The organism is Pedobacter frigidisoli, assembly GCF_004331675.1.
Lineage (GTDB): Bacteria > Bacteroidota > Bacteroidia > Sphingobacteriales > Sphingobacteriaceae > Pedobacter > Pedobacter frigidisoli.
The window spans coordinates 219,391-238,773 of record NZ_SJSN01000003.1 but is presented as its reverse complement, the minus strand read 5'-3'; the positions used below and the strand labels follow the sequence as shown (position 1 = coordinate 238,773).

The 19,383-nt window shown below is 38.9% G+C and carries 11 protein-coding genes; 10 read left to right on the top strand and 1 reads right to left on the bottom strand.

Annotation, left to right across the window (positions count from 1 at the left end; translation table 11 throughout):
• Positions 1 to 54: 54 nt before the first annotated feature.
• The 7 genes from EZ449_RS05180 (at position 55) to EZ449_RS05150 (ending at position 10,829) form a co-directional block, all read left to right on the top strand.
• Positions 55 to 1,596 (top strand): glycoside hydrolase family 10 protein, encoded by a 1,542-nt coding sequence (locus EZ449_RS05180; RefSeq protein WP_131556904.1) that lies wholly within the window; start codon positions 55 to 57, stop codon positions 1,594 to 1,596.
• Between the two features lie 550 nt (positions 1,597 to 2,146).
• On the top strand, positions 2,147 to 2,887 hold the full coding sequence (locus EZ449_RS05175; RefSeq protein WP_131556903.1) for an SDR family NAD(P)-dependent oxidoreductase: 741 nt from the start codon (positions 2,147 to 2,149) through the stop codon (positions 2,885 to 2,887).
• Positions 2,888 to 2,945: 58 nt separating this feature from the next.
• Positions 2,946 to 4,073 (top strand): endo-1,4-beta-xylanase, encoded by a 1,128-nt coding sequence (locus EZ449_RS05170; protein ID WP_131556902.1) that lies wholly within the window; start codon positions 2,946 to 2,948, stop codon positions 4,071 to 4,073.
• A 1-nt stretch (position 4,074) separates the two neighbouring features.
• Positions 4,075 to 6,942, top strand: a complete 2,868-nt coding sequence (locus EZ449_RS05165) for a glycosyl hydrolase 115 family protein (protein WP_131556901.1) — start codon at positions 4,075 to 4,077, stop codon at positions 6,940 to 6,942.
• A 29-nt stretch (positions 6,943 to 6,971) separates the two neighbouring features.
• Positions 6,972 to 8,069 (top strand): glycoside hydrolase family 43 protein, encoded by a 1,098-nt coding sequence (locus tag EZ449_RS05160; protein WP_225872238.1) that lies wholly within the window; start codon positions 6,972 to 6,974, stop codon positions 8,067 to 8,069.
• 502 nt (positions 8,070 to 8,571) lie between these two features.
• Entirely contained in the window at positions 8,572 to 9,732 is a 1,161-nt protein-coding gene (locus EZ449_RS05155) for an acyltransferase family protein (protein WP_131556900.1), read from the top strand.
• A 74-nt stretch (positions 9,733 to 9,806) separates the two neighbouring features.
• Entirely contained in the window at positions 9,807 to 10,829 is a 1,023-nt protein-coding gene (locus EZ449_RS05150; RefSeq protein WP_131556899.1) for a LacI family DNA-binding transcriptional regulator, read from the top strand.
• Between the two features lie 3 nt (positions 10,830 to 10,832).
• On the opposite strand, the gene uxuA is transcribed toward EZ449_RS05150, so the two are convergent.
• Positions 10,833 to 12,002, bottom strand: coding sequence for a mannonate dehydratase (gene uxuA, locus EZ449_RS05145; protein WP_131556898.1), 1,170 nt, complete (start codon positions 12,000 to 12,002; stop codon positions 10,833 to 10,835).
• Positions 12,003 to 12,254: 252 nt separating this feature from the next.
• Between uxuA and EZ449_RS05140 the strand changes: the two genes are divergently transcribed.
• The 3 genes from EZ449_RS05140 (at position 12,255) to EZ449_RS05130 (ending at position 18,928) form a co-directional block, all read left to right on the top strand.
• A complete protein-coding gene (locus EZ449_RS05140) occupies positions 12,255 to 15,347 on the top strand; it encodes a SusC/RagA family TonB-linked outer membrane protein (protein WP_131556897.1) in 3,093 nt (1,030 codons plus the stop codon).
• A 24-nt stretch (positions 15,348 to 15,371) separates the two neighbouring features.
• Complete coding sequence (locus EZ449_RS05135) at positions 15,372 to 17,180, top strand: RagB/SusD family nutrient uptake outer membrane protein (RefSeq protein WP_131556896.1); 1,809 nt, start codon at positions 15,372 to 15,374, stop codon at positions 17,178 to 17,180.
• Between the two features lie 68 nt (positions 17,181 to 17,248).
• On the top strand, positions 17,249 to 18,928 hold the full coding sequence (locus EZ449_RS05130) for an endo-1,4-beta-xylanase (protein WP_131556895.1): 1,680 nt from the start codon (positions 17,249 to 17,251) through the stop codon (positions 18,926 to 18,928).
• The last annotated feature ends 455 nt before the right edge of the window (positions 18,929 to 19,383 follow it).

Below are 19,383 nucleotides of genomic sequence, written 5' to 3'. Positions count from 1 at the left end.
TTGTATTCAAATTAACACAAATACACATCCTGAATAAAAAACAAGACAGAAATAATGCTTAAAAACTTTCTATACGCACTTTTAACTTTAACTGTAGTACCTTATATATCAAATGCTCAACCATTATCAAAAATTGCACCAAAAAGAGAGTTTAGGGGCGTTTGGGTGGCTACTGTTACCAATATAGACTGGCCATCGCGACCAGGTTTGACTATCGATCAGCAAAAACAAGAACTTATTGGCATATTGGAGCGGCATAAAAGCCAAGGTATGAATGCGATTATTTTGCAGGTTCGACCAGCTGGTGATGCCTTTTATGCGAAATCTAGAGAGCCTTGGAGCCAATGGCTAATGGGCAAGCAAGGTTTAGCGCCCGCACCCGGTTACGATCCTTTGGCTTTCGCAATTAAGGAGTCGCACTTTCGGGGAATGGAGCTGCATGCGTGGTTTAATCCGTACAGGGCGAGTATGAGTAGTAGCACTGTTTTTAGCGAAAACCATGCATTTCGTAAACATCCAGATTGGTTCTTTACCTACGGTGGCAAGAAACAGTTCGACCCAGGCATTCCAGATGTAAGGGAATACATTATTCAGGTTATTTTAGATGTTGTTAAAGGCTACGATGTAGATGGAATTCATTTTGATGATTATTTCTATCCCTACAAAATAGAGGGGCAAACCATTAATGATAGCGCAACCTTTAATAAATTCCCAAATAATTTTACCGACATCAAAGATTGGCGTAGAAACAACGTAGACATGCTGATTAAGCAGCTCGATGATAGCATTCACCACTATAAAAAATGGGTAAAATTTGGTGTAAGTCCTTTCGGAATTTGGAAAAATAAATACGAAGACCCTGAGGGATCTGCAACAAGTGGCTTATCTAATTATGCAGAACTTTTCGCCGATAGTAGGAAATGGGTTAAAGAGGGTTGGGTAGATTATATCAATCCTCAAATTTATTTCACTTTTACCAGAAGAGTTGCGCCATTTGGAACGCTCGTAGATTGGTGGAGCAATAATAGTTATGGTAGGCATGTTTACATCGGTCAAGGTGCGTACTTGGTAAATTCTAGGGCAGAGGCTGCGTGGAAAAACCTATCAGAAGTGCCACGACAGATTCGATACATCAGAGAGAATAATAGAATTCAGGGAAGTGTATATTTCAGTTCTAAATCCTTAAGTACAGTTGCCAGAGCAGTTGGAGATTCCTTAAAAAATGATTTTTACAAATATGCTGCTTTGCCGCCTCAAATGCCTTGGTTGGACCAAGTTCCGCCAAATGAGCCACAAGCTTTAACTGCCGATGCCTTGAAAGATGGCGTTCATTTAAAATGGCAAAACCCTTTGAAAGCCAAGGATGGAGAAACAGCATCGGGTTATGTAGTTTACCGTTTTGCCGAGGGTGAGCAGATATCAGTGCTAGATCCTAAAAACATTCTTAAAGTTAGCTTTGAGGATTATCTTTCTTTTATTGATACCAGCGTGGAAAGCGGTAAGCGTTACAGCTATTTGGTAACGGCTTTAGATCGTTTAAAAAATGAAAGTGAGCCAAGCGGTCCGGTGGGTGTAGAGGTTCCATTAGCCAAATAATGAACTGTTTAAATTTTGGGTTTATGAAATGATGCTCGATTATAATGCTATTTTTAAAGTTACTAACTCTCTTAAACCAGTAGCCAATTAGAGTTAGTAACTTTTGATAAGAAGATTTCCACGCATGTCAGGTTTATAAACAATGGCTTGTGGCACAGAAAACCGACATATTTCAAAATCAGGTGTAATCTAAATCAACCTTATCTAGATGCTTATGGATTTTTACACTCTTGGTAGAGAGATAAATCTTTTTTGCGTCATTTCCTACGAAGTGGCAATCTCATTTCCAACTTATCTTAAAAAGGTATAAAAGAATAGCCTGGCTTAAATATTCATCTATTCTTAAATCTATCATTTCTAGTCATCAAGTTAAGACACAATCAATACTGCTGTGTTTCATGTTGATTAAGAATAAATAATAGGGATACAGATCTCTCTTCTTAAAAAAAACAATTACTTTGTGCAACCGATTGCATTTTTGTTTAATTAATATTACTTTAGTGCCATTGTAAATTTTACCAAATAGATTTTCAATTTTATTAAGGCAAATATGAGTAAGCAAATAGCCATTGTAACTGGCGGTGGTGCCGGATTAGGACTAGCCATAACGAAAAAATTGGTCAGTGAGGGCATTCATGTAATCATGATTGGCAGAAATGAAGAAAATCTAAAAACTGCGGCTGCGGAATTTGGTCAGCTATGCAGTTATAAAGCATTCGATCTTCAAAACCTAAAAGAAATTCCAGCTTTAATTGATGAGATAAATACCGAATACGCTAAAATTGATATTTTGGTAAATAATGCAGGCATCAACATGAAAAAGCATTTTATAGAGGTTACTGATGACGATTTCGCAAGTGTAATTCAAACCAATTTATCGTCGGTTTTTGCCATTAGCCGCGAGGTAGTGAAAAAAATGATTCCAGCAGGAAATGGCTGCATCATTAACATCAGTTCTATGGCTGCGCAATATGATATTCCAAAAGTGATTGCTTATTCTGCAGCTAAAACGGGTGTTGAGGGCATGACAAGAGCCATGGCCACAGAGCTTTCTCCATTAGGAATTCGGATTAATTGTGTAGCGCCAGGTTTTATCAAAACGGCCATGTCTGCAAAGGCTTTAGATGCTGATCCTGAAAGAAAGAATAAGGTTTTTTCGAGAACGCCAATGGGGAAAATGGGCGAGCCAGAAGATATAGCTGAAGCTGTTTATTTTTTCTGTTCTGTAGGTGCAAAATATGTTACGGGTGTTGTAATGCCTGTTGATGGTGGAAATTCCATCGGATTTTAAATAAGATAATTGGCTTTTATCTTTATCGCCATAAACAATAAAAAATTAACCAAATAGGATGAGTAAGAAACCTAAATTTTCGAAATTTATTGGATCTACGTGGGTTTATATTCCATTGCTGCTAATTTTCGGTTCTTGCAAATCACAACAAACCATTGCCAATTATGCAAAGGATAATCGGGGCTTGAAAGATTTTTATCGATCTTATTTTCCAATCGGCGTGGCTGTTGCACCAAGGAATTTAGCTGGTGATGAGGCGCAACTCATCAAAAAGCAATTTAATAGCATCACCGCAGAAAATGCGATGAAGATGGGGCCAATTCAACCTCGAGAGGGTCAATTCTATTGGAAAGATGCAGATTCAATTGTGAATTTTGCGGTAAGGAATGGAATAAAAATCCGCGGACATAACCTTTGTTGGCACGAACAAACACCAAATTGGATGTTTATCGGAAAAGATGGAAAACAAGTAACGAAAGAAGTTTTATTGCAAAGATTAAAAGACCATATCACCACGGTTGTTAATCGTTATAAAGGAAAAATTTATGCTTGGGATGTGGTAAATGAGACCATTGATGATGATCCATCGAAATATTTCAGAGATTCCAAATGGTATCAAATCTGTGGCCAAGATTTCATTATGAAAGCTTTTGAATACGCACATTCCGCAGATCCTGATGCCAAACTTTATTACAACGATTACAATACCGAGCGACCAGAAAAGCGGGAGAGAATTTACAAGCTATTAAAAAATTTAAAGGATAAGGGAGTGCCGATAGATGGTGTTGGCTTGCAAGCGCATTGGTCATTACAAGAGCCTACAGAAACCGAACTTCGTGCCGCTATTGAAAGGTACTCTTCCATGGGCTTGAAGATTCAATTTACCGAAGTTGATATGTCTATTTATCCTTGGGAGAAAAATAGCCGCAATAGAAAACCTGGTGAGGCCGATGAATTTACGCCCGAATTAGCACAAAAACAAGCTGCTCAATACGCTATGGTTTTCAAAATATTTCGTGAATATAAAAACGTAATTACCAATGTTACTTTCTGGAATATCTCCGATCGACATACTTGGCTGGACGAGTATCCGGTAATGGGCAGAAAAAATTATCCGTTACTTTTTGATACCCATCTTCAACCCAAAAAAGCCTATTGGGAAGTGATTAATTTTAAAAACAAATGACATGAAGAAACTCATCCTCCTTATCGTATTGATATGCTTTAAAGCGGTTTGTTCCGCTGCGGGTGCAAATCCATTTGTGGCCAAAACTTATGTTCCGGGTAGTTTTTCTATTGCTAGTAAAGGCAAGGTTTCTTCCATTTTAACCAGCGGAAACGAATGGCCAGGAGTTATAAGAGCGGCTAAAAATCTTCAGGTAGATTTACAAAAAGTAACGGGAATAAACCCAGCTTTTGCCGCCGATAAAACTTCAGGCATGGCGATCATTATTGGCACAATTGGCAAGAGTACGATCATAGATGAATTGATCAGGAGCAATAAAATCAATGTTGCAGGGATTGCAGGGAATTGGGAAAGTACCCTCATCGAAGTGGTTAAAAATCCAATAGCTGGAATAGATTCTGCTTTGGTAATCGCAGGTAGCGATAAACGCGGAACCATTTACGGCGTTTACGAACTTTCTAGCCAAATTGGGGTTTCGCCTTGGTATTATTGGGCCGATGTTCCCGTTAAAAAAAGTGAGGTTTTATTCGCCATTGCGGGTCGCCATGTTATTTCATCACCAGCGGTAAAATACAGGGGAATTTTTTTAAATGATGAGGCACCGGCTTTATCAGGGTGGAGTAGAAAGGAATTCGGTGGATTAAACAGTAAGTTTTACGAGAAAGTTTTTGAGCTTATTCTGCGTTTAAAGGGCAATTATTTATGGCCTGCCATGTGGGGAAGTGCTTTTAACGATGATGATAAAATGAACCCAATTCTCGCTGATGAATATGGCGTGGTTATCGGTACCTCGCACCACGAACCGCTTACCCGGGCACACGATGAATGGAAAAGATACAAAGGTGGCAAGTGGAACTACGATCAAAATCCCGAGCAATTAAGAGCCTTTTGGGAAAGCGGTTTAAAACGCGTGGCGGATAAGGAACAAATTATTACGGTTGGCATGCGAGGTGATGGCGATGAACCCATGACCGAAGGAACAGCAACCGCTTTGCTGGAGAAAATTGTTAAAGATCAGCGGGAGATTATTGAAAAAGTAACCCAAAAGCCAGCGCCAGAAACACCACAACTTTGGGCGCTTTACAAAGAAGTGCAAGCTTATTACGATAACGGCATGCGTGTGCCTGATGATGTTACTTTACTGCTTTGCGATGATAACTGGGGAAATATTAGAAAACTCCCAAAACTAAATGAGGCACCAAGAAAAGGTGGCTACGGCATTTATTATCATTTCGATTATGTGGGCGATCCTCGAAATTACAAGTGGATTAACACCAACCCGATTCAAAAAATTTGGGAGCAAATGAATTTGGCTTATGAGTACAATGCCAACCAAATTTGGATTGTAAATGTGGGCGATTTAAAACCGATGGAATTTCCAATATCGTTCTTTTTGGATTACGCCTGGGCGCCCGATGCAATACCCGCCGAAAAACTGAAACACTATATCATTGATTGGTCGGCAAAGCAATTTGGTGAAACCTATGCAACGGAAATAGCTGATGTACTAGATTTATATTCCAAATATAATGGACGAATTAAACCAGAATTATTAACGGATAGCATTTACAGTTTAACCAATTACAATGAGTTCGAAAATGTGGTTGCCGATTACCGAAAGCTTGAACAGAAAGCAAAGTTCATTTACAATCAAATTCCGGCTGATCAAAAAGATGCATACTATCAATTGGTGATGCACCCGGTTGAGGCCAGCGCAAATCTTTACGATCTTTATTATCATGTTGGCAAAAACAAGCTTTATGCCAAACAAGGTCGTTTGGCCACAAATGCCATGGGCGATAAAGTAGCAGAACTGTACAAACGTGATGCAGAAATAACCAATTATTATAACAAAATAATGGCTGGCGGAAAGTGGGATCACATGATGGATCAAACCCATATTGGTTATACTTATTGGCAACAACCAGAAAAAAATTCGATCCCCAATACAATGGTTTTGGTTTCAACTGGGAATTTGAGTAAGGCTGAAATGGGCTTGGCGATTGAGGGAAGTGATTCCTCCTGGAGTAAAAAGAAAAAGGTAAACCTTGCATTGCCAACTTTTGATTATTACAGCAACAAATCACATTATTTTGAGTTGTTTAACAAAGCTAATGGCATTTTTACCTACCAAGTTAAAGCGCCGAATTATGTAATTATCGATCAGTCAAAGGGAGAAGTTCGCGATGAAAAAAGAATTTGGCTTACCATCGATTGGGCAAAAGCACCTAAAGGAAAATCGCAGGCAGTTGTATTGGTTTCGGATAGCGATGGTTCGAAAATGAGTGTGCCAATTACCTTAGATAATAACAGGTTTTCAGCAGAAAAAATTAATGTTTTTTTACCACAGAATGGCTACATTTCCATGGATGCTCCGAATTACAGCAGGGCAATAAATAATCGTCCAATATTTTGGAAAACCTTGCCGAATTATGGTAAAACCTTAGGGGGAGTAATTGCAGTTCCGGTTACTTCGCCAATTCGGAAACTAGATGCCAATACGCCACTTTTGGAATACGATATTTATTTGAGCGAGGCTGGCACATTCACGTTAAATAGTTTCATTTCGCCAACCATCGATTTTACAAATTCAGATGGATTAAAGTTTGCCATTTCTGTTGATGATGCACCGCCAATTACTGTAAATATTAGCACCGATTATAAAACGGAATCTGCTTGGCGAAAATCAGTTGCAGATAATATCAAGATTTTTAAAACGCCATTAAAATTCGATAAAGCAGGAAAACATACTATCAAATATTGGATGATAAATACTGGTGTTGTGCTTCAAAAATTGGTGCTCGATCTTGGCGGATTAAAACCAAGTTTTCTTGGTCCACCAGAAACTTTTGTATCGGAAATAAAATAGACCTAACCATTTATAAACTTGAAAATAAGATGAAAAATTTTAAAAAATTATCTGGCCTAGCACTGGTAATGGCAATCGCAGCATCCAGCGCTTGTCAGCAAAATGCCAAAACAACCAGCACTCAAACTACCGATACAACTAAGAAATCGAAGTATTTGTCGCAGCCATTAATCAGTGAGATTTACACTGCAGATCCATCCGCTCATGTTTTTGATGGCAAAATTTACATCTATCCATCGCATGATATTGAATCTGGAACACCAGAAAATGATAATGGTGATCATTTCGATATGAAAGATTACCACATCCTAAGCATGGATAGCATCAACGGAAAAGTGAAAGATAATGGCGTAGCATTAAGCGTAAAGGATATTCCTTGGGCCGGTCGCCAGCTTTGGGCACCAGATGTGGCTTTTAAAAATGGCACCTATTATCTCTATTTTCCAGTAAAGGATAAGCAAGATGTTTTCAGAATTGGCGTGGCTACTGCTAAAAATCCTGTTGGTCCGTTTAAGGCAGAACCAAAACCAATTGAGGGAAGTTTCAGCATCGATCCAGCGGTTTTTACCGATACAGATGGAACAGCTTACATGTATTATGGTGGTATTTGGGGCGGTCAGTTACAACGTTGGAATAATGGGAAATATGAGGCCAATCGCTCAAAAACCGATTCTCAAAAGGAAAACGAACCCGCATTAAATGCTAAAGTTGCCATGCTGAGTAAGAATATGCTCAGGTTTGATGGCGCAGTTAAAGATGTTGTAATTTTGGATGAAAACGGCAAACCGCTACTTACAAAAGATCATGATAGACGCTTTTTTGAGGGCGCTTGGATGCATAAATTCAATGGAAAATATTATTTTACTTATTCAACTGGCGATACTCATTTCCTGGCCTCGGCAATTGGTGATAATCCTTTCGGTCCGTTCAAATATCAGGGCACATTTATGAATCCTGTGGAGGGTTGGACCACGCATCATTCCATTATCGAAGTAAAAGGAAAATGGTATATTTTCTATCACGATACGCAGCTTTCGGGTAAAACGCATTTAAGAAATGTTAAGGTTACGCAATTAACGCATAATGCTGATGGTACAATTGCGTTGATTGAGCCTATGAAAAAGTAATCTCACTTTCGAAGTCTTAAATGGTTTACGGGTAGAAAGACTTCTAAAGTTTCTAAATTATTTCTATTTTTTGGAAAACGGTATCAGTAGTGCTTAGGTAATTTCGTCCCACTGTTCGCTAAAGCCGAGCTGAAAAAGCTCGGGCTACCGCTGCCATCGGGTTTAAATTACTCAGGCTGCTGCTATTAGTTCGGGTTTTCTAGCGAGTCCAACGTGACGAAGTATCTGCTAAAGGCATCTCTTTTAGAAAGGAGTTTGCGAGTGGCAAGATCAGTTATATCTGAATATTGGACCTAAATTGCTGCCTATAAAAACCCTTTCTTCGGGAGAGGGAGGTTACAGCATTTGCCATACTTCTGCCTTTCAATGGGTGAGGCTTCTTTAAAGACTTACAAAATTTCCCAATCTCTTCTCCCCAACTAACTTCGTAAGTCGATACAACGATTTATTTCTCATTACAAAAACAAAGCTTTAAATTAGTTTTCTCAACCAATCCTAAATCATGATCGAACCCAAACAACGCCTGCTTTCTCTAGATTTTTTTAGGGGCTTAACCGTAGCCGCAATGATTTTAGTGAACAATCCGGGTAGTTGGGGACATATTTATGCTCCACTAGAGCATGCAGAATGGAATGGTTGTACGCCCACCGATTTAATTTTTCCATTTTTTCTATGGATAGTGGGCGTTTCAATCGCATTTGCCATGAGCAGTAGCAAAGCTGATCCCTCAACACATCAAAAAACAATTTTCAAAGCAATTAAACGAGGGATTATACTTTACTTCTTAGGGTTTTTTCTGGCCATTTTCGGAAAACTTATGGCCGTAATCATCGATGGAAAAAGTTTATTGGAGGCTTTTCAAACTGTTCGGCTATTAGGGGTTCTTCAACGTATTGGGATTGTTTTCATCATTAGCAGTATCGTTTTTTTAAAGCTTTCTAACAAGGCTATTTTTAAAACATTTATCGCAATTCTTGCTATTTATTGGGCATTGATGACTTTCGTTCCCGTGCCTGGAGTGGGTTATGCAAACCTCGAAAAAGAAACCAATTTAGCCGCATGGATAGATCGCGGGATTTTAACCGAAGCACATACTTGGGCATCATCTAAAACCTGGGATCCTGAAGGTGTACTGAGCACCTTGCCAGCAGTTGCGACTTGTTTATTTGGTATCTTAGTTGGTGTTTGGATGAGAAGAAAAGACATCGATAATCCATCAAAAGTGGCTTGGCTGTTCACCGCTGGCATTGGTGCTGTTATTTTTGGCCTGCTTTGGGATCTTCAATTCCCAATTAACAAGGCACTTTGGACAAGCTCCTACGTTCTATATGCTGGAGGTTTAGCGTCAATTGGTTTAGCGCTTTGCTATTGGTTAATCGACATTCAAGGCTATAAACGAATTACCACCCCATTTGTAGTTTATGGCGTAAATGCCATTACCGTTTTTTTTTTGGCAGGCTTAATGCCCAGGGTTTTAAACTTAATAAAAATTACAAATGCCGATGGAACGAAAACGGCACTGTTAGAGAAATTCTACCAAACCTGTTATACGCCATTCTTTTCTCCCATAAATGCATCGCTGGTTTGGGCGATTAGCTATGTGCTTGGATTTTATGTCCTACTTTATTTCATGTTCAAAAAGAATATCATCATTAAAGTATAATTACTAAATTGCCCGTACAACCGATTGAATTTTATTCATTGAATCATAAATCAATCGTTTTACCCCATTCAAATTTGAAAAAGAAAACAACCATATACGATATTGCCAAAGAGCTCAATATTACGGTTTCTACGGTATCAAGGGCATTAAGCGGTTTTCCTGCTATAAGTGACACAACTAAAAAGGCGGTAGTTGAGATGGCTAAAAAACTCAATTACAGTCCGAATCGATTGGCCTCGGCATTAAAATCTGGCAAGACACACATCATCGGTGTGATTGTGCCCAGCGTACAGGCTTACTTCTTCGCATCGATTATTCATTGTATCGAAGATGGGCTGAAAGACAGTGGTTATCGGGTTATTATTTATCAATCTAACGAATCTGTTGAGAACGAAATAAATGGAGTTCGAACTTTATTAGAAGCACAGGTTGATGGAATTATGGCTTCTATGTCTTTAGAAACGCAAGACGTTTCTCACTTTGCCGAAATCATCAAGCAAAATAAACCCCTTATTCTTTTTGATCGCGTTAACGCGGAATTAAATGTGCCAACCGTAACGCTTGATGATTATCGGGCGGGTTATATGGCTACTCAACATTTAATTGATCAAGGCTATAAAAAAATCGCATTAGTAACCACGGTACACCAAATCAAAATTTTTAATGATAGGCTAAAAGGTTATAAAGCGGCATTGGCAGATAATAACCTCCCAATTAATGATGATTATATTGTTTTTGGTGGATTATCAATTAAAGATGGGAGGTTTGGTGCTGGCAAATTAATGCGGATGGAAAATAAGCCAGATGCTATTTTAGCTGGCGATGATTTTACCGCTTTGGGTGTAATTAAAAAGTTAAAGGAAATTAATGAAACCCCACCAGAAGTTGGGGTAATTGGTTTTGCAAACGAATCTTTTTCAGCTTATATCACACCAAATTTATCTACGATAGATCAGCACCCAGCTCAAATGGGGACCGAATGTGCGAAGATGTTTTTAAAAATGGTCGGACAAGAGAATCCTTATCAGGATATCCAACATATTGTGCTCGATCCAACGGTTGTAGAAAGGCAATCTACAGGTAAATTGCCTTCTTAAATTTTATTCGAAAAGACTTTTTCTAATTCCCATTTCCAATCCACGTAATTCCGCTAGCCCCTTTAATCGTCCGATAGCAGAATAACCTGGATAAGGGTTTTTTGCCAAGTCATCCATCATCTGGTGTCCGTGATCTGGCCGCATCGGGATGACTCTGTTTTCATCATGCATCAGTTTTACTGCCTCTTTAACAATAGAAAACATATCGGCATTTCCCTCTAAATGATTTGCTTCATAAAAATTGCCCTCTTCATCTCTTTGTGTACTTCTTAAATGAAGGAAATAAACCCTCGAGCCTAATCTCTTCAACATTCTTGGCAAATCGTTATCTGGTCTGGCGCCAAAAGAACCGGTACAAAAACACAAGCCATTGGATTTTGTAGGTACTTTATCAAGAATATATTGTGCGTCAGCTTCGGTACTCATAATTCTTGGGAGGCCTAAAATAGGATAGGGTGGATCATCTGGATGAATGGCCATTTGCATATTGTACTCATCGGCGGTTGGCGTAATCTCAGAAAGAAATTTAACGAGATTAAGTTTCAATATGTCTGCCGTTATACCGCTAAATCCATCAAGAAGTGCAAGTACTTGTTCTGGAGTAAATCGGTCTTTGCTACCAGGCAAGCCTTGTAAGCAATTTCCCATCAAAGTTCTTCTGCCATCATCATTAAGGTTTTCAAAATATTTGGTTGCCTTTTCTATTTCATCCTCTGGATAATCATGGCTCGCATTTGGCCGTTTAAGTAAGAATAGATCGAAAGCGATAAAAGCCGTTTTTTCAAAACGTAGTGCAAGAGCTCCAGTTTCAGTTTCGTATTTTAGATTTGTTCGCATCCAATCTAAAACAGGCATAAAGTTATACGTGATTACTTTTATGCCGCAAGCCGCTAGATTGGTTAAGCTTATTTTATAGTTTTCAATCCAGGTTTGATAATGGCCAGCTCGTTTTTTGATCTCTTCATGAACTGGAAGACTCTCCACTACACTCCAAACCATCCCGTGGTTTTCAATTTCTTGTTTTCTTTTTTCGATTTCGCTGGTGGTCCATATTTCTCCAACTGGGATATGGTGTAACGCGGTTACTACGCCACTGCAACCAGCCTGTTTGATGTCGCTTAAACATACTATGTCATCTGGGCCATACCAGCGCATGGTTTGGGTCATTTTCATCTTTTATAATTTAAATTATCATTTAGTGCAATCGGTACAGAGTAAAAATACGCCATTATTAATGATTTTAGAAGTATTTAAAATAAAATAAAAAATATTTTATGCAATCGGTTGCAAATTCATTTTTTAATTTCTACTTTTATCATAACCAAATATACTTAAGCTCCGTTCTCCACTTTCTAACCAGGTGAATAAGACCTTAAGGTTATTTAAAATAGCAGCTAATTACTGCAAATTAAATTGAACCTTTTTATGAGAAAACCTAGACAAAAAATCTTTTTGCAGCGTTTGGTTGTGCTAATACTTTTATTAGGCTTAACCCCAACATTGCTGTTTGCCCAAAAAATTTTAAAGGGTAAAGTGGTTGATGAAAAAAATCTTCCTTTACCAGGGGCAGGGATAAAGCTTAAAATTTCCGGAAAATCTACCGTTGCTGGCGATGATGGAAGTTTTAGTATTAATGCCCCCGAAAATGAATCGGCTTTAATCGTATCCTTTATTGGTTATCCATCGCAGGAAGTAATGATTACAGGGAGTAGCAATTATGTTGTAAGGCTCACACCAGATTCGAAAGCACTGAATGACGTGGTAGTTATTGGCTACGGTCAGCAGAAAAGATCAGATGTAACGGGTTCGGTAGCGGGGATTAAAGGTGATGCCTTGCTCGAAGTTCCAGCTGCAAATCCTATTGCAGCTTTGCAGGGTAGGATAGCTGGAGTCGATATTTCGAGAAGTAGTTCCAGGCCGGGAGCCAGCGGGCAAATTAGAATTAGAGGAAATCGATCATTAAGCGGTACGAGCGATCCATTGATTGTATTAGACGGCGTTCCGTTTAATGGAAGTGTGAACGAGATTAATAATGATGATATTGCCAGTATTGATATTTTAAAAGATGCATCATCAACTGCAATCTATGGTTTTAGAGGTTCGAACGGCGTTATTCTGATCACAACAAAGCGGGGCAGGATTGGAAAACCTCAGCTTACCTATAATTCTTACTATGGCTACAGCCAGATAAGAGATCAATACAATCAATTTAATGCTCAAGAATTTGTTGCTTTTCGAAATGCAGCATCACCAGCTTATACAGCAGGATATTCTCCCTTAGAACAGCAAGGAATAGCAAATGGAACATCAACCAATTGGCAAGACTACTTATATAAGCGTGGTTTTGTTACCAACCAACAAATAGGCATAAGTGGCGGAAGCGAGGGTATCAACTACGGATTATCTGGCGGATATTTTAACGAGGCTGGTGTAGTTACAGGTATTGGTTTTGAGCGTTACGCATTAAACACTACAATTGATGCCACCATAAATAAGTGGATTAAAGTTGGTTTGAGTACGAGAAATACGCTAACATACGGAAATGGATCTGGTGTTAATCCACTTTACGCAACCATGCGAATTACCCCATTAGCGCCGGCCTACAATCCAGACGGTAGCATATACCTCTATCCACAAGACGGAACGGTTGATCAAACTGCAACCGCAAACCCACTAACATTAAGCGATAGGGATAACATTGTAGATAGAACGAGAAGATTACGAACGAACAATGTTTTATATGGAGAGGTAAATATTTTACCAGGATTAAAGTATAAATTGAATTTAGGTTTGGACTTTAGGCAGGAAAACCGCGGTACTTTTTATGGTCCTAAAACCATTATCAGACCAGATGCAGCAACAGCAGCACAGGCAACCGCTAGCTTAGCAAATAGCGAAGCTTGGACTTTTCTTGCAGAAAATATTCTAACGTACAATAAAACAATTGCCAAAGATCATAGAATAGACGTTACTGGATTATTTAGTGTGCAACGTGATCGAGGATTTAATAATGCCTTTAACGCTGTTGGTTTTCCAAGTGAGGCGGTTCAATACTATAACTTCTTCTTGGCACAGACCGTTACTGCTGTAGATGGTGGCGCAAATGGCTTTTCTAGAGGAGGTTTACAATCTTTTATGGGAAGAGTTAATTATGCCTATAAGGATAGGTACTTGGCAACATTTACTTTTAGAAGAGATGGTTCTTCTGTGTTTCCTGTAAATCCATATTTAAACTATCCGGCGGCGGCCATTGGATGGAATATCTCAAACGAGGATTTTATGAAAAACCAGAAAATCGTCTCCAACTTAAAATTGAGGGCATCTTATGGTGTAACAGGTAATCCATCAATTCCAACCGATGCAACTCGTGGTTCTTTGCAATCTAACCGCTATGATTATGGCGCCGAAAATGTTCAAGGATATTATATTGGAAGTTTAGCTAATCTAGATTTACGATGGGAAAGCACCAAGCAATTTAACTTAGGTTTAGATTACGGTTTCTTAAATAATCGTATTACTGGATCTATTGAGGTTTACAAACAAAATACTGATGATTTAATTATCAACAAACAGTTGCCGCGAAGTAATGGCGCAACAAGTTTCTATACAAATGCAGCTGCTACCAGCGGAAAAGGAATTGAATTTAACATCAGCTCCTTAAATATTGCACCAACTAAACCTACTGATTTTAGTTGGTCAACTGATTTTAACTTCTCTATCAACAGAGAAAAAATTGTTCGCCTTGCAGATGGTACTACCCAACAAGATGTAGGTAATGGATGGTTTGTTGGTCAGCCGATTAACGTGATCTACGATTTTACAAAATTAGGTATTTGGCAAACTTCAGAAGCAGTTGAAGCAGCAAGTTATGCTGGTTATTCAGCACTTCCAGGACAGATCAAAATTGCCGATTTAAATGGAGATCATATTATTAATGATGCAGACAGAAGTATAATTGGATCTTTCCAGCCGAAAGTAATTTTAGGAATGACACAGCGTGTGTCCTACAAAAACTTTGATTTATCTGTGGTTGCCTTCTCACGTTTGGGCAACAAGATTGTAGTTCCATACTTAACAACCGATGGAAGTGGAACTGGTTATTTTGCTTTCTTGAATGGTCGTGTTAATCAGGTAAAGGTAGATTATTGGACACCAACAAATCCTACAAACGCATTTCCAAGGCCGGCTGGTGGAGCAACTAGTTTGCCCTATTCATCAACCCTGGGTTATTATGATGGCTCATTTGTGAAAATTAGAAGTATAAATCTTGGATATAATTTTCCATCAGCTTTAGCTTCAAAACTTGGCCTGGGTAGTTTAAGGCTTTATGCAACGGCTAACAATCCATTTATACTTTATTCGCCTTTTGTAAAATCTGGATTAGGAATGGATCCTGAGGGAACTGGAGTAGGTGGAGCACTTGGCAATAATGCGGTTGCAAACGGAAGAGCGATTACTGTTGGTTTAGATTTACCATCAACCAGACAATTCTTATTCGGTATTAATGCAAAATTTTAAGTTTAACAGATTCATATTAAAAAAATGAAAATTCATAAAAATATTAGGTTTGGTTGGATTGCCTTGGCAATCGTAGCCATAACACCAATGAGTTGTAAAAAACAATTGGATTCAGAATACCGTTCAAACTTAGGTCCTGAATATTTTTTAACTGCCGATGGTTTGCAAGCGGGTTTAAATGCTTCATACGCCACAACACGCTATTTTTGGGGAAGTGAGGGATTTACCTCCTCTCAGGTTGCCGGAACCGATGAAGTAATAAGAGGCGGCGATGGAGGTTTAGACTTTCATAACTACACCAATATCACACCACAAAATGGCACAATACAAGGGGTGTGGGATAATAGTTTTGTGCCGATTAATAATCTAAACGGTGTTTTGGAGTTTGGCCCTCAAGCCAATGTAGATGCCGCTAAAAAGAATCAACTTCTAGGTGAAGCAAAATTTTTACGAGGTTTCTATTATTTTTTATTGGTGCAAACTTTTGGTGATGTGCCTTTAAAACTAAGCTATAATAATAAACCAAGCACAGAAGATTTAAGAGCTCCTAAAAAGGAAGTTTACAATGCAATCATCAAGGATTTGACGGAAGCCGCTTCCCAATTGGGCAATATTCAGGCAGGGCAATCAAAAGGACGAGCCTCAAAAGCTGCGGCGCTACACTTATTGGCAAAGGTTTATTTAACAAAAGGTTGGGATCCTGCAGCTAGAGATGGTGATGGTTCTTCTGATTTTACAAAAGCTTACGATACCGCCATAGGATTAATTAATGCCAAAGGAACTTATGGCGTTGATTTGGAAAGTAATTTTGCCGACATTTTTAAGGAAGGAAATGAATATGGTAAAGAATCGTTATTTGTAGCCGACAGAAACACAGATCCTACCTATTCGGAAAGTGGTTATAACAATACTACCGCACCAGCTGGAGGTAATAAGGAAAATAGGTTAAACTGCTATTGGGTAAGTTTTTATACGCTAACCCGAAATGTAAATGAAGGCATTCCTGGTGCACCTGCCGTAACAACGCAAATGGTTGCCAGAGATCAGGTTAATGGTCGCCCGTACAGGAGGTTTAGGCCAACGCCATATACCTACGCAACTTTTGGAAATAGAGATAACGACGCACGTTATGATGGTACTTTTCAAAAAGCCTGGATAATGAACCTTCCATCTACACAAGACAATAATATTCAAACGACTACCCCGGCCTTTACAACTACAAGAAATGGAATAGCAGTTGTGCCAGTAAAAGGGGTAGATACGGCGATTTATATGCCGGGAAGAGAAGTTTCTGTAGCCGAGAGACAGAAATTCAAAGGCGTTATTGTTGCGCCATCACAATATGATACAGAGTGGTTTCCTACCATGACCAAACACATGGATAAAACAAAACTACACTATAATGATGCTTCTGATAGACCCATAATTTTAATGCGTTTGGGTGAAACATATCTGATAGCTGCAGAAGCCGCGTTTAAGCTGAATAGAACTGGCGAAGCTGCGACAATGATTAATGCTTTGAGAACTCGTGCTGGGTTTAGAGCTACAAATACAGCGACTCAAAATTCTGCCGCTGTAGCGGCAAATCAGGCTAGCGCTGCTGATGTAAGTTTAAACTTTCTTTTGGAAGAGCGTACCCGCGAGCTTTTTGGAGAAATGAATAGATGGTTTGATTTAACCAGAACACAAACGTTAATTGCTAGAGCGAAATTATATAACGAGATGGCGGCTCCAAACATTAAGGATTTCCATGTATTGAGGCCAATTCCTTCTGCTTCGCAGTTAGATTTATTAACCAATAGAGATCAATTTCCTCAAAACCCTGGATACTAAAATTTGGCTAGGGATTTGGTTAAACGCTAAGATCTCAGCCACACGATAAATAAATTAAAAAGATTTTTATGAAAATTAACTCTTCATTATATGTAATGGCCTTTGCTTTAATTGCAATGTTAAGCTGTTGCAAAAAAGATAGTCAGAACGGTGGTTTTGAGAATGATGGAAATTTTACTGATACCACGGCTTCCTTAAAAAGTGTTGCATCTTTTCCTATCGGGATAGCTGCCGAATATCCGTTATCTACCACAAATTCTAAATATTGGGCTGCCGTTAAGGGCGAAGCTAGCAATATTACTTTTGGCAATGAACTAAAAAATGGATCAATAGTAAAAGCCGATGGTACCTATGATTTTACTACAGCAGATGCTTTCTATAACCTAGCTACAACAGCTGGATTACAGGTTTTTGGGCATACTTTGGTTTGGCATTCTCAGCAAAGAGCCACTTATTATAACTCATTAATCGGTGGTGGTAGCGGAGGCGGTGGCGCAACAAATTTGGCTGTTAATCCTAGTTTCGAAACTACAACAGTTGCTACCACTGCAGAGCCCGCTGACGGATGGCAAGTGCTGAACGGGGCTGGCCAATTTGTGAGCACCACTACCAATACAAATTCTGGTACGAAGGCATTACAGGTAAATGTGCCTGCTGGAGGACAAAATTACAATACACAAATTGTGACTAAAGCGCAAATTCCTGTTACTGCGGGTAAAACATATACTATTTCTTATTACATCAAAGGCACTAGCGCACAAACCATTCAATTCGAAGTGAGGCCAAATTTAGGCGCTGCGGCTGGCTCAGTTAACTATCAGGGCGGCAAGGCGGTTACTACAAGTTACACTAAAGTTTCGTACGATTACGCTATTCCTGCTAATGTAACTACGATCCAACTTGCCTTTGATTTAGGTGGAACGGCTAATACTTTATACTTGGATGATGTTAGTATTACCGATGCGTCGGTAGTGGCACCACCAACGGGAGCGGCAGTTGCTACAATTGTTGATGATGCAATGAAAAAACACATTCAAACGGTTGTTGGCCGTTATGCAGGAAAAATTAAAGCTTGGGATGTTATTAACGAGCCATTTTCTGATGCTGGTGAACTTAGAAACAACACCAATACCCCATCGACAGGGCGAACAGATGTATTTGTATGGCAAAATTATCTAGGTAGAGATTATGCGACAAAAGCTTTCCAATATTCAAAAGCTGCAGATCCGGCAGCCGATTTATACATGAACGATTACAATTTAGAAAGTAGCACAACTAAATTGGATGCTTTTGTAAAACTCGCCAATGAATTAAAAGCATCTAATTCTGGGATCACTGGAGTAGGTACTCAAATGCACATGCTTATTTCTACGCCTTATGCGAATATCATTACCATGATGCAAAAATTAGCTTCAACTGGCTTAAAAGTAAGAATCTCAGAATTTGATATCAGGATAAATCCGGGAGGTCCAAACCCAGCAATAGGATATGTAGCTTCTGCTTATGATTTAAGGTTACAGGCTGTAATGTATAAATTTGTTATTGCAACCTACATCAAATATGTTCCTGCAGCTCAGCGTGGAGGCATTACTATTTGGGGTGTAGATGATACCAGTAGCTGGTTAAATCCTGCCGCCAATGTAACTGCAAATAAATTAGATTACCCACTATTATTTGATAAGAACTTCAGTAAAAAACCTGCTTACGCGGGCGTGAAACAGGCACTTCAAGGAAATGGCGAAAATTAATTATTAATCGAACTTAAATAATTGATGCTTTAAAGGCGGTGGAGTAATCTGCCGCCCTTTGTTGTTAACCAAGCTATTGTTCATCAGTTAATACACCGAATCTGGTCATCATGTAAAAGTTATCTTTAGAGATTATCCACCACCAAATATCAAGCAACACCCAGCTTAAATGTTATCAAATTCCTTATAGGGTTAAATTCTTTCTTTCTAGATTTATTTTAAACGAGCTGCAAATGGCAAGACAGGCAAACCTTTTGCGGTATAAAAATTAGTGCTTCAGAGATTATTCACCACCAAATATCAAGCGACACCCAGCTTAAATGTTCTCATATTCCTCCTATGGTTAAATTATTTCGTTCTAGATTTTACTTTAAATAAGCTTCTGAAATCCGTTTGGGTTTTTAAAGATTAACGCTCTGCGAGATTATCCATCATCCAACTTAAATGTTCTCAAA